The organism is Paenibacillus sp. FSL R5-0887 (assembly GCF_038002305.1).
Classification (GTDB): Bacteria; Bacillota; Bacilli; order Paenibacillales; family Paenibacillaceae; genus Paenibacillus_AQ; species Paenibacillus_AQ odorifer.
The window spans coordinates 393,223-405,878 of the sequence record NZ_JBBOCE010000001.1; the positions used below are offsets into that span (position 1 = coordinate 393,223).

At 42.1% G+C, this 12,656-nt stretch carries 10 protein-coding genes; 5 read left to right on the top strand and 5 right to left on the bottom strand.

All coding sequences use genetic code 11. From position 1 onward, the window contains the following. Nucleotides 1–285: 285 nt before the first annotated feature. A complete protein-coding gene (locus MKY14_RS01765; protein WP_036689594.1) occupies nt 286–684 on the bottom strand; it encodes a cytidine deaminase in 399 nt (132 codons plus the stop codon). 239 nt (nt 685–923) lie between these two features. Between MKY14_RS01765 and MKY14_RS01770 the strand changes: the two genes are divergently transcribed. After that, complete coding sequence (locus tag MKY14_RS01770) at nt 924–1,901, top strand: methylenetetrahydrofolate reductase (RefSeq protein ID WP_340975629.1); 978 nt, start codon at nt 924–926, stop codon at nt 1,899–1,901. Nucleotides 1,902–2,047: 146 nt separating this feature from the next. On the opposite strand, the gene MKY14_RS01775 is transcribed toward MKY14_RS01770, so the two are convergent. Further along, nucleotides 2,048–2,926 carry a LysR family transcriptional regulator gene (locus tag MKY14_RS01775; RefSeq protein ID WP_076306288.1) on the bottom strand — a complete coding sequence of 293 codons (879 nt, stop codon included), beginning with the start codon at nt 2,924–2,926 and terminating at the stop codon, nt 2,048–2,050. 153 nt (nt 2,927–3,079) lie between these two features. On the opposite strand from MKY14_RS01775, the gene MKY14_RS01780 reads away from it, so the two are divergent. Further along, the gene (locus MKY14_RS01780) at nt 3,080–4,444 is read left to right on the top strand and encodes an MATE family efflux transporter (RefSeq protein ID WP_340975630.1); all 1,365 of its coding nucleotides are present in this window, start codon (nt 3,080–3,082) and stop codon (nt 4,442–4,444) included. A 53-nt stretch (nt 4,445–4,497) separates the two neighbouring features. Here MKY14_RS01780 and MKY14_RS01785 read toward each other — a convergent pair whose 3' ends face one another. Further along, nucleotides 4,498–6,240, bottom strand: coding sequence for an SGNH/GDSL hydrolase family protein (locus MKY14_RS01785; protein WP_340975632.1), 1,743 nt, complete (start codon nt 6,238–6,240; stop codon nt 4,498–4,500). Between the two features lie 241 nt (nt 6,241–6,481). Here MKY14_RS01785 and MKY14_RS01790 point away from each other — a divergent pair, with 241 nt between their 5' ends. Further along, entirely contained in the window at nt 6,482–9,349 is a 2,868-nt protein-coding gene (locus MKY14_RS01790) for a glycosyl hydrolase 115 family protein (RefSeq protein WP_340975634.1), read from the top strand. Between the two features lie 44 nt (nt 9,350–9,393). Here the strand turns inward: MKY14_RS01790 and MKY14_RS01795 are convergent, their stop codons facing one another. Beyond that, on the bottom strand, nt 9,394–10,173 hold the full coding sequence (locus MKY14_RS01795) for an AraC family transcriptional regulator (protein WP_076195012.1): 780 nt from the start codon (nt 10,171–10,173) through the stop codon (nt 9,394–9,396). 129 nt (nt 10,174–10,302) lie between these two features. On the opposite strand from MKY14_RS01795, the gene MKY14_RS01800 reads away from it, so the two are divergent. Both MKY14_RS01800 and MKY14_RS01805 read left to right on the top strand, forming a co-directional pair. Then, nucleotides 10,303–10,599, top strand: a complete 297-nt coding sequence (locus MKY14_RS01800) for an ArsR/SmtB family transcription factor (RefSeq protein ID WP_038569940.1) — start codon at nt 10,303–10,305, stop codon at nt 10,597–10,599. Nucleotides 10,600–10,726: 127 nt separating this feature from the next. Next, nucleotides 10,727–11,749: an NADP-dependent oxidoreductase gene (locus MKY14_RS01805; RefSeq protein ID WP_076129990.1), complete on the top strand. Its 1,023-nt coding sequence runs from the start codon at nt 10,727–10,729 to the stop codon at nt 11,747–11,749. A gap of 71 nt (nt 11,750–11,820) precedes the next feature. On the opposite strand, the gene MKY14_RS01810 is transcribed toward MKY14_RS01805, so the two are convergent. Then, entirely contained in the window at nt 11,821–12,630 is an 810-nt protein-coding gene (locus MKY14_RS01810; protein WP_076129991.1) for a YheC/YheD family protein, read from the bottom strand. Nucleotides 12,631–12,656: the final 26 nt, after the last annotated feature.

The following is a 12,656-nucleotide window of genomic DNA, read 5'->3' on the forward strand; positions in this document are numbered from 1 at the left end:
ATTGAGAGGTTTTAACTATATGAGTTTTAGATACTATAGAACTACATACAGACTATGATAAAGAATTTATTGAATTTAGGGTAAGAAATGCTTTGGAATGAAAAAGGTAGTATTTAAAGAAAAAGTTAAGGTTGGAATTGCGATTTGGTAAGTAACAACGTATTTACGCGGTGTGTCTGGTCTGTGAACTCTGTGTTCTGACTAAGCTTTTAACACAAAAAACACGCGTACTTGTCTAACAAAGGTACGCGTGTTTTTGTTATTCCACTACGAGAGGAATTATTTTTACATATCTAAATTTTTGAATGCATAAGGCAATAAATCCCTTAAACTCAGCTCTAAGATTTCTTTTTTCTCATTGGTTAAATAGACAGGCATGTCGGGCAAACAGAATTCCGATAATACTTGTCTGCAGATACTGCATGGCGGCAGAAAATCCATTGTGTCACCTGCTACAGCTATAGCCTGAAAATCACCTTTAGTATAGCCCTTTGTAATAGCCGTGAAGATTGCTGTTCTCTCTGCACAATTAGTAGCGCCAAAAGATACATTTTCTACGTTTACTCCATTAATAACATTTCCATCTTTAAGCAATAAGGCTGCTCCAACTGGAAATTTAGAATAAGGGGCATAAGCAGCTTTCTTTGTGTTACGTGCGCTTTCCATTAATTCTTCTTTATTCATAATACTCACCCTTTTTAAATAAGAATGAACCTTTCGGTCCCCTTATCGCCAACTTTAAGGTTGGCAGGACTTCTAATATTATAGTCACATCAAATGGTTGTCAACATGTACTACTCGATAAGTATCATTAAGGAATCATAGCTTTAAAATATAACTAGATATAGTAAATAGAAGTTACACATATTAAGCCCGCCATGGTAACCTTATCTTAAAAGCGACGAGTAGAGGGGTTTTGTAATGTGGGAGCGGCAGAGAATACATTTAAACAAAAAATATTGAGCAAAAAACCGGGTATTATAACATATGGGATGACACCACCGAAGGCAAGCCACGCACCAGAAAAGGTCTCGGAAATCGCCCAGAAACAGGTTGAGAGACTTAAAAACCTTGATTTAGATGCGTTAATTCTGTACGACGTTCAGGAAGAAGTAGACAGAGTGGATCATGAAAGACCTTATCCCTATTTACCAACGATTGATCCGGCTGTCTATGGTGATAAATATCTAAGACAGGTGGAGGTCCCAAAAATAATTTACCGGTGCGTCGGTAATGATACAAGAGCCCAGTTCGAGGATTGGGTTAAAACTGACGAAAATGAAGATAGATTTTCCGTGTATGTGGGCGCTTCGTCAAGTAAACAAGAGGTGAAATTGAATTTACCAGAGGCTTATAAGCTAAGTAAACAGCTAAATAACAATTTAACTTTTGGCGGAGTTGTCATTCCGGAAAGACATATAAAAAAGAATGATGAGCATATACGGGTTGTCGAAAAGACCAACAGTGGGTGCAACTTTTTTATTACACAGGCAACTTATAATGTAGAGGCATCTAAGAATTTATTGTCTGATTTATATTATTACTATACAAATAACGGTTTTGAGATGGTTCCTATTTTATTTAATCTTGCACCATGCGGCACCGCGAAAACATTACAATTTATGAAGTGGTTAGGGATCAGTATCCCGGGATGGTTAGAAAACGAGTTGAAATACTCGAATGATATTTTGGATAAATCAATCCAGCTATCGCAAAAAATCTTTGAAGAATTACTAGATTTCGGGCTGGAGAAGGGAATTCCTATTGGTTGCAGTATTGAAAGTGTTTCAACAAGTAAGTTGGAGATTGAAGCGTCCGTACAGCTTGTTAAAGATGTGAAGGCTATTTTGGATAAGAAGCTGCCGAGTCATGAATCCAACATAACGCAATCAATCATGTAACATATTGCAAAGAACTAGGAAGTAGCGGATGGATTTTGCTAAGCCACCCTACTGCTCAGGATTACCTTATAATGTTGGGCTATAAGCTGCTTCCGGTACACGATCGGAGGCAGCTTTTTTAGCTATATGCTTACAGATTCGCGAGTTTAATGATAGGTATCTTTTATAAATTGAATAAAACGTGCTGTTGCGGAACTAAATAGATTGTTCTTTTTCCAAGCTAATACATGACCTGTCGTACGTTCAGGTTCAAATGGAACAAAACAAGTTTGCTCGCTTTCTCGAATGGTATATGAACCACTCACACAAATGGCATACCCAAGCTTTTGTTCTACCAGCAGCATGGCATTTGTCAGCAGATTGTGTGAGGCAAAGATACATAAGCTGCCATTTTCAACTCCAAGCCAGCTCGTAATTTCATTTTGTACAAGAGTACGGCGGGGGAGGATTAGAGGTAAAGAAAGAATATCCTCAATTCCAATAGAGATTTTCTGGGCTAGAGGGTCATCCCGTCGCATCAGAATTCCCCACTTTTCCTGATAAGGCAGACGAATGTAGTCATATTTGGCGGCTTCAATGGGTTCCAATAATATACCTATATCAATATATCCCCGGTCTAGCTTTTCTCGAATATCATCACCATCCGCACTATATATTTCATATTGTACTTTCGGATGCCGATTGGAGAACTCTTCTAGTAACTTTGGTAATGCCTTGGATACAGAGGATTCAACACAACCTATCGAAACTACTCCGCCAACTAGCTCTTTTTGCTCTGCCAGATCCCGTTCTGTTTTATCCAATAGCGCAACAATTTCTTTTGCCCGCTGCTGAAAGAGAAGTCCACTATCTGTTAATGTAATCTGTCTTTTTCCCCGAATAAACAAGCCGGTTCCCAATTCTTCTTCTAGATCCATAAGCTGTCTACTTAATGTTGGCTGGGTAATGTGGAGAATTTCTGCTGCTTTTGTTATATTACCAACCTTAGCCACGGTTAAAAAATATCTGAGAACACGCACATCCATTATTTTTAACATCCTTTCAAATTACAGCTGATATATTAGCATTGTCATATATATGCATTTTAGGCATGGTACGTAATCCAACATAGGTATTAGATATTTATCGCTTTTGAATTTACCATAGATTTAATACCAATACAAAACGGAGCTAATCCTATGAGTAAACTGGAAAGTGCGATTACGAAACCAAGATTATTTTCAGACAAAGAACTAATGAAATTATTCCTGCCATTAATTATTGAACAATTATTAGAAGCATTGGTAGGGTTGGTGAATTCTATCATGGTAGCTTCTGTTGGAGAATCAGCAGTATCGGGTGTATCTTTAGTTGAAATGGTCATGTTACTGTTGATTAGCTTATTTGCAGCATTAGCTACTGGAGGAACGGTAATTGTCGGTCAATATCTTGGAAAAAAGCAAGCGCATCAGGCTAGAGAAGCAGCGAATCAATTAGTTTGGTTTACGGGTGCAGCTGGGTTAGTGATTATGATATTGATTTATTTGCTGAAGGGTTTTATTTTAAATGGGCTTTTTGGAACGATTACAGAAGAGGTATATGGGCATGCCAATACTTATTTATTAATTGTTGGGGCTTCCGTTCCTTTCTTGGCTCTATATAATGCAGGTGCAGCCGTATTCAGAACGATGGGAAACTCCAAGCTGCCTATGCAAATTATGTTGGTTGTGAATCTTGTGAATATAGCAGGGAATGCGCTATTGGTTTATGGTTTTGACATGGGGACAGCCGGCATCGCGATTCCAACTTTAATTTCCAGAACGGGCGCTGCTATTTGTATTCTTGTGTTAATCTCTAACCCTAAGAATCTCCTCTATCTGAAAAAGACCTTGCGGCATAAATTTGATACTAAGATGATTAAACAGATTATGAGAATTGGTGTCCCTTATGGGCTGGAAAATGGCATGTTTTATATTGGAAGGTTATTGATATTGAGTTTGGTGTCCACATTTGGAACGGCGGCAATAGCAGCAAATTCAGTAGGAAGTACTATTGCTTCCTTGCAGGCATTACCTGGAATGGCGATTGGTTTAGGGTTGTCTGTTGTTATTTCTCGATGTGTGGGGGCTGGGGATTATGCTCAAGCTAGATATTATACGAGAAGGATTATTGGTTTTATTTATATGGCACAGGTAGTCAGTTCTATTGTGAGTTTAGCTTTATTTCCAAGCATATTAAGCATCTATCATTTTTCAGCAGAAGCGGAACTCTGGGCAACAAAGATTGTGTGGAGTCATGCGATCGTTATGATGTTGATCTGGCCTTTTGGAAATACGCTGCCCACGGTTTTTCGAGCTGCTGGAGACGCCAAATTTCCTATGGTCATCAGTATGATTACTATGATTTGTTGTAGAATTATGTTTGCTTATATATTGGTATATTGGCTGCATATGGATATGTTTGCAACGTGGATCGCAGTTTATTGCGATTGGCTGATCAAAGGGGTTCTGTTTATTTGGCGGTACGTTAGAGGGAAATGGACAAAATTCCATGCGATACAATAAGGATAACCCCGATGTAGATTACATCGGGGTTGTCATCTCTCTAGGTCAACTCACTAAACATTATAGCCGAAGCCAAGTATAGTAAAAGACTTGTCCTGATCTTCCGGCACCATTCTGATTTCTACCTGATGCTCCCAGCTAACCTCATTTTGATAAAGAATTACCGGATTGCAATGTGTCCAGTTATTCTCATGTGGATCAGCGGTGACTACAAGACAACCATCGACGTAAATGTTCGCCTTGCCGAATTCGCTGCTGCCAGAATCCTTGTATACGAGGATGAGATTTTTGCTTGTTATCGTCAGCTTGAAGCTGTGTTCCCCAGAAGACGCTGAATGCATCCAATTATGAGGGAATTCCGGAGTTCCGAAAGGATTGGCATCCATTTCTACCCGCTGCAAATCGGTATCGATCCCCGAAAATCCGCCCACCTCGATCCTGCCTGCGTCAATATGGCTTTTGCGGTCCAGCAGGAGGGTTCCCGCAAAATCATTCCCGATGACCGGATGTTGATCCAATAGGAGATCATCTTCGTCCATTAGCGTTTTGTGGGTTTCGGAGAATAAATAAGCCAGACAATCAGCCATCACCCGGTGACCATCATTAGTAGGATGATAGATATCATAGAAAAATTGCCGTTTCGAGAGGATGTTCCCCTCATTTTTGCTTAGGCGGAACTGCCCGGATACCGCATCCTTTACACTAACCATAGGAAGATTATAACGCCGCCCAATGGGGGAGAGCCGTTCCTGCAGGTTCCAGTCATTCATAAACACGCTGAACAGGAGAACTACTGCCGGTCTATTATCGGCGGAAAGTATTTTTAGGCATAAGCTTTCAAAACAGTTGCCTTTCGTTTCATCTCCTTCGTCGTTTACCGCAAATTCTACCACCACGATATCAGGTGTTACAGAACCTTCTCGGAGAATATCCCTTTCATAACGGATGACCCCAAGCTCGGACGGAGTTCCACCTACCCCAGCCTTCACAAAATGGATGTTCTCGCCACCATTCGTACCGAATAATTCCTTAAATCTCAGATACGATTGGTAGGCATAACATTCTGTATGGATCGGTTTAGCGCCTGCTCCCTGAGTAATGGAACCCCCAATATAAGCAATCGTGATATCCTCACCTTTTATAGCCTTATGGATGGCCGTTTTTAATCTTTTATTATTGCCCGGATGAAGCAAGGATTGGGTAATGATCTCCCGGTATTCGTTAGAATCAAACGCTACAGGCGGTTCAATGATTAGCTCTGGTACAGAATAACCGTCATGCAAATAAAAAATTATACTCGCGATGGCCAGTTCGCCTTCATGTTTAAATTCAAAAGCGAATTTGCCGAGCACTGCATCCTCTTCAGACCATTCCAAATCCTCTAACTTTAAGAGGACTTCTGAACCGTCGGAGGGACAGGGCACACGTATGCTGCTGCCTGTTTCGTATTTGCTGGTTTTGCCCCAGTTCTGCAATAGAAAAGAGATGGGCTCGTTCTGCTCATGATCCCTTCTCACAGACACTCCGATACTATGGACTAATTTGCGAAATCCAACACAGTTTCCTAGCAGCTCCAGTATTGTCTCATCAGTGACGCCGCCAATATATCTGGCCTTGTCGATTAGATAGTTACCTTCCAGATAAACTTCCTGTGAAGGTGGACCTTCGGCCCGGGCTGTCGCCTCAATCGCTGTTTCGTAGAGCACAAAAAAACCGTTCCTGCGTTCAGCCGGGTCCTTGGGCGCCTTTGGACCTTCAATCTTGCCACCTGTAATGACCCCGTTATTGTTTTTCATATTGATCATCCTCGCTTTTTGTATAAGCTTTTCTTGTTATGGATGCGTTTGCAAAAAACATGCTTTTGTTAGAAGGAATACCTGTTAACAGTAACACCAAATATCCAGATTGTTCAACCGATAAACAAAGTTTCATTTAATAATTACAAAAAGTTGCTAGTTTACACATGGATGTTGAAATCGCTTACTTATATAATGTGCCTAGTCATACGAAAATAGGATGCTTAAGGGGAGAATTATCATGCCTACGAAGGAATTGCACCTTGTGAAGCAGGGCAGTGCTGCCAAGATTTACGTGGACCCCAAGGGGAAAGATTATGAGGGATTACGCCGGGTGGCACAGTCTTTTGCAGCAGATGTTAAACAGGTAACAGAGGTAGAACCTGAGATATATACACAATTGAACAAATTGGATGGAACAGTCATAATCGCTGGATCGATAGGGAGTAATGATTTTATCGATGATTTAATCGCGGAGGGAACCGTTGATGTATCGGTCATCCAAGGTAAAAGAGAATGTTATAAAATTCAGGTGGTTGAACAACCCACAGCGGGAGTGGACAAGGCGCTCGTCATTGTAGGAAGTGATAAACGGGGGACGATTTACGGGTTGTATTCGATCTCCGAAAAGATTGGAGTTAGTCCTTGGGTGTACTGGGCGGATATTGTGCCGGAGAAGAAGCCGGCATTGTCCATTCCTGATAACCAGCTTCATGTGATCTCCAAGGAGCCTTCGGTTAAATATAGAGGTATTTTTTTGAATGACGACTGGCCGTCTTTAGGTTCTTGGGTAACTCAAAGATTTGGTGACTTTAATGAAGATTTCTATGACAAGGTATTTGAACTCATTCTTCGCTTGAAGGGGAATTATTTATGGCCGGCGATGTGGAGCGCCGAATTCAGCCTGAATGGTAAAAGCAGCCCGATTGCCAACGCCAAGCATGCACAAGAATACGGAATTATTATGGGGACCTCCCATCATGAACCCTTATTCCGGGCAGGCAGTGAATGGCAGAAGGTATACAGCCAATACGGAACAAGTAACCTATGGGATTTCGCCCGTAATAAACAGGCGATTACAGATTTCTGGGAAGACGGAATCAAGCGCAATCAGGACTTTGATAACTTGATTACTCTAGGCATGCGGGGGGAAAGTGACTCTGCGCTGGAGGGCTCCGACCAGGAGAATATTGATCTGCTGAAGGACATTATACTTACGCAAAAAGAACTATTGAAGAAATACAATCTTGAACATGCGCCGCAAATTTTGGCCGTTTATAAGGAAGTTGAGAAGTACTGGTATGGCACTGCCGGGGTGGAAGGGTTGAAGGACTGGGATGTTCTGAATGACGTTACGATCCTGCTTGCTGACGATAACTTTGGCAATCTCCGCAAAATCCCGACGAAAAACGAACGTAACCGCAGCGCAGGATGGGGGATGTATTATCATTTTGACTACCATGGTGGTCCGCATTCCTATGAATGGTTAAATACGACCCCGCTTGAAAAAGTCTGGGAGCAAATGTGTATGGCATTTGACTATGGCATCCGTGATGTATGGATTGTGAACGTCGGGGATTTGAAGCCTATGGAATTGCCCATTTCCTACTTTCTGGATTTGGCCTACGATTTTGAGGCTTGGGGGACAGGTGCAATCAATCGGACTGTGGAATACACCAACCGTTGGGTAGAGCAGCAATTCGGATATGTGCTGGAACAAGAGACATGTCTGGGAATCGCACAATTGTTAGGGGATTATACCCGGATGAACGGTCGGCGCAAGCCTGAAATTATTTATCCGTCCACCTTCAGTCCTATCCATTACAATGAGGCGCACAGAGTTCTGGAGCAAACGGTGATGATCGAGAAGGCTGCCGGTAAATACGATGAGCTAATCCCGGAACAACTAAAGGATGCTTACTTCCAGCTCGTATATTTCCCTGCTGTTGCCTCGGCCAATGTGGTCAAAATGCAAATTTATGCTGGACTGAACCATCTATACGCTGAACGAAATAGTATGTTGGCAAATACTTACGCTGCTCTGACCCGCGAAACCATCGAACGGGATAAGTATCTGGAGCTGGTTTATAATAGCGGAATTTCGGATGGAAAATGGCAGGGAATGATGAGTTCCCCTCATGTAGGGTATATACATTGGAATGCAGAAGGGTGGAAATATCCGGATGTAAACACCTTGACGTCCGCCAGAGGTTCTTTAATGATTGTCGATGTGGAAGGAACGGAACAAGCGTATGTTTCCGGCACAGCTAATCTTCCGGTATTTACAAATCTCCAAAAAGAAAACTATCGCATCACAATCAGTAACGGTGGAGAAGCGGGTTTTGAATATCAGGTGCGGAGCAGCGTAGATTGGATCAAGCTTGAGAAAATACGCGGCTGGATTGAGGCAGGGGAGACGCTTCAGGTTTCCGTAGATTGGGAGAAGGTCAAAGAAGCATCGACGGGCGAAATTACGATCTCCGGTGCCGGGAATATAGTTAAGGTGAAGGCAGCCGTGGATTGGATAGACATTCCGGATGTGCCACCGATGACATTCATCGAGACCCATAATATCGTGTCCATTGAAGCGGAGCATACCATAACTCGTGTTTCGAAATCAGGGGTGGTATGGAAGACCATTGACAGCTATGGACGTTCTTTATCCTCGGTTAAAATGTTTCCGGATGCTGTATCTTTTGAACAACCGGAGGATGCACCTTGTCTGGAATATCGGATTCTAGTGCAGCAGGACACCGATTATAGCTTAACCGCGTATATTGCGCCGACAAACAATCTGTCACAAACTAGCGGGTTAAAATATGCGATAGGTTTCGATGATCAGGCACCCGTGATTAAGGATGCTTTACCAACGAACTTTGAAGGCGGCAATCATGATAATGAACCGTGGTGCCGTGCGGTTATGGACAATATTCATGCTGTAACCACCAGCCATGCTTTAACGAAGGGTCTTCATACCCTCCGCTTTTACGGATTGGATGCGGGTCTGGTTCTACAAAAGCTTGTATTGTCCGCTGCCCAGCTTCCTTATTCCTATTTAGGGCCGGAGGAGAGCTTTTATACTAGCGGGACGGCGTCCATTCTTAGTTAGGTTGAATTAATAGGGCGAACAACAGGGTTGCTTCGGATCCTCCGTTATTTCAGGGCAGATGACGGAGGATAACCCTTTATATTTTTGAAAACGTTGCTGAAGTAGGCAACATCTTGATAACCACAGTGCGCTGCCACTTCGGACACATTAAAACCACCTGCCGATAGAATCATCTCAGCATTGTTCACCCGCACCTTGTTTATAAATTCTTTACAGGTGGAGCCAGTGTTCTGCTTAAACAGCTTACCAAGATATACGGGATTTAGGGCAACCCAATCTGCCAGCTCCTTGATCGTAACTTCCTCCGAATAATGATCCATGATATAGGTCATCACTTTTTGGATTCTTAGATCTATCAGAGGTGTTTCTTGATGGTGGGCGATACTTAATAAGCGGTACACAATCAGTTGAAAGATGGCCCGGGCCTTCATTTTGTAGAAAGGTTGTTTGCCCATCCAGACATGTGAGAATTCTTTAATATCCTCTAGAATCTCTTTAGTTCTCCAATTCCTAGTTACAGTCTCAAAAGGGAGCTGCACATGATTGTCCTCACCCTCCCAGAAGAAATTGAAGGCAAAGGAACGCATGGGTGCCTCCTTGAAAGTCTGAGCTTCCCGAATGCTGCCAGAAGGGGCATAGAGCATATCCCCGGCTTCAACCGTGAATTTCTCTCCATTAATAAAATAGTCAGACTTTCCTTCTACGATGAAGGTAAGATCATGGAAATCAATTTTACTCCTCGTAATCTCCCAATCCGGGAAGGATCGGCGATCAACGAACAAAAAAACACGGGGAACAAGATTTTCGTATTTGGTAATGTCCATTTCTACCACCCCTCTTTCCTTATAAATAGATCCGCGCTAATGCCGATTGGTATATTATACAAAAATGAATCCGATTAAGAAATGGGATTGTAAATTGACTTTGCGCAATCAGAAGAATACAATAGTTTTATGACTATCGAACAATATTCCTTAAAAGATGATGAAAAGCGAGTGAAGATTTTTAAAGCATTAGCAGAAGTGAAACGAATTGAAATGATTCGTTATCTTCATCTCCATAAGGAGAACAATACATGTGGGTCCATTGGTGAATCTATGGGAATGGATAAATCCAATGTGTCGTACCATCTGAAGATTTTGTATGAAGCTGATTTAGTAAGTGTCACACGTATGGGGCAGAATAAGATTAGCCAGCTTCGAGAGGATACGTTTAGCGAATTATTACCGGGTTTCTTGGACAGTTTATAATATGTCCGGAAACCTATAATTTTTTCTTGATAGTTTGATAGTTTTATAACTATTTGATAATCATGTACAGGATTTGGTTAATAGTTATAGGTAGCAGCAAAAATAAATATTAATGGAGTAGTGATCTATGAATCAGTTGAAAAATAAACAGGTCCTGTTAATTTCACGTCCTGTAGGCATGCCAACCCAGCAAAATTTCGAGTTCAAAGATATTCCTGTAGTTGAAGCAAAAGAAGGACAAGTTGTTGTACGAACGTTGTATTTGTCAGTGGATCCTTATATGCGCGGAAGAATGAATGATTCTAAATCGTATATTCCTCCTTATCAGCTTAATGAAGTCATCGCTGGAGGACTTGTGGGAGAGATCGTAGAATCCAAATCGGAGCGATTCAAAGCTGGAGATAAAGTCATCGGTATGCTGGGCTGGCAGTTATATAATACTGTAGATGCTAAAGCAGTAACCAAAATCGATGATTCGATTGCACCTGTATCGGCTTACTTAAGTGTTCTAGGTTTAACAGGGCTCACTGCATATTTCGGTTTACTTGATATCGGGCAGCCGAAAGAAGGAGAGACTGTCGTAGTGTCTGGAGCAGCGGGTTCAGTGGGGATGTTTGTTGGACAGATTGCCAAAATCAAAGGCGCTCGTGTCGTTGGGATCGCAGGTAGCGATGATAAATGCGACTATTTGAAAAAAGAACTTGGCTTTGATGCAACCATTAATTATAAAACAACGGAAAATTTAGGCCAGGCTTTGGAAGAAGCATGTCCAAATGGTGTGGATGTTTATTTTGACAACGTGGGTGGATCGATTTCAGATGCTGTGATGAGCTTGCTTAATGATTATGCACGTATTCCCCTATGTGGCGCTATTTCTTCCTATAATAGTACAGATGGAGATATGGGTCCACGTATTCAGAGCAGATTGATCAAAACCCGCTCCCTTATCAAAGGATTCGTTCTTAGTGATTACGCAGCTCGCCAGTCAGAAGGACTTCAAGAGCTTGGAAAATGGCTAACAGAAGGTAAATTAAAATATGAAGAAACAGTTGTTGAAGGATTCGACAATGTGGTTGAAGCATTCCTGCAATTGTTCCAAGGTGCGAACCTCGGGAAGATGCTTGTTAAGGTGAGCGACTCCGAATTCTAAAACAACACAAACAGCTCTGGTAGAGATTTTTATATATCAGGGCTGTTTGTATTATTACCAATCAAATCCGTTCAGACCATACCCTGTTTGGACTTCATGCATTTAAGATTGTATGTGCGGCCATAGGCTTTTGCATATTTGACGATTCGCTCAATCATGCTGGTGTCATTCAGTTTGGTAAACGGGCACGGATCGGGGGCAGTATTTACTTCCAAGATCCATGGTTTAAGGCGTCGATCCAAAGCAATATCCACACCGATTTCCTGCAGGCCGGGATAGGCTGTGCTCAGCTGTCTGGCGGAGTTCACTCCGATTTGTTGCATGGACCGGATCAACGCGCTACTATTCTCTACGTTTGTGTAGGATTCTAATAATGCCTCTACCGGATAAATCGTTCCCCCTTGGCTCCCATTCGTAACCACTTTGCGAGGATGAGCTACGCGACCCGCAATGCCTGTAGCTTCCCACCCACCCTTAAGATTTCTTTGCACCATAACCCGGATATCAAATGGCCTTCCCTCATAAACCAAAAGCCAAATCCCTTTTTGCACCAAATAGGACTTTCCTTGGGTCTCGCTAGAGATTGCCCGATAAGCCATCTCGTAATCAGAAAATGTATGTTTATGCGTACCGGACTGATAGCTGTAGGCTGGTCGTTTTTTGGAGGAATGATCTTGCGATCTTTCAATCCGGATTACACCCTGTCCCAAAGATCCACAGCAGGGCTTGATGTACACCATTTTATGTTTTTGCAACATCTCATAGAGTACGTTTTTATTCATTTTTTTCGTTACCGGTATATACTTCCTTAGCTCTTGTTTTCTAAGCAGTACCCTTGTTTTCGTCAGCTTATTGGATATCCGCCGTATTGGCTCCTTCATTTTGTTCCTCCGTTCTATATATCTAT

What these genes read in the sequence shown, in the direction of transcription:
- MKY14_RS01765 (WP_036689594.1), bottom strand. Translation starts at nt 684, where the DNA reads ATGAATAAAGAAGAATTAATGGAAAGCGCACGTAACACAAAGAAAGCT.
- MKY14_RS01775 (WP_076306288.1), bottom strand. Translation starts at nt 2,926, where the DNA reads ATGGATGTGCGTGTTCTCAGATATTTTTTAACCGTGGCTAAGGTTGGT.
- MKY14_RS01780 (WP_340975630.1), top strand. Translation starts at nt 3,080, where the DNA reads ATGAGTAAACTGGAAAGTGCGATTACGAAACCAAGATTATTTTCAGAC.
- MKY14_RS01785 (WP_340975632.1), bottom strand. Translation starts at nt 6,240, where the DNA reads ATGAAAAACAATAACGGGGTCATTACAGGTGGCAAGATTGAAGGTCCA.
- MKY14_RS01790 (WP_340975634.1), top strand. Translation starts at nt 6,482, where the DNA reads ATGCCTACGAAGGAATTGCACCTTGTGAAGCAGGGCAGTGCTGCCAAG.
- MKY14_RS01795 (WP_076195012.1), bottom strand. Translation starts at nt 10,173, where the DNA reads ATGGACATTACCAAATACGAAAATCTTGTTCCCCGTGTTTTTTTGTTC.
- MKY14_RS01800 (WP_038569940.1), top strand. Translation starts at nt 10,303, where the DNA reads ATGACTATCGAACAATATTCCTTAAAAGATGATGAAAAGCGAGTGAAG.
- MKY14_RS01805 (WP_076129990.1), top strand. Translation starts at nt 10,727, where the DNA reads ATGAATCAGTTGAAAAATAAACAGGTCCTGTTAATTTCACGTCCTGTA.
- MKY14_RS01810 (WP_076129991.1), bottom strand. Translation starts at nt 12,630, where the DNA reads ATGAAGGAGCCAATACGGCGGATATCCAATAAGCTGACGAAAACAAGG.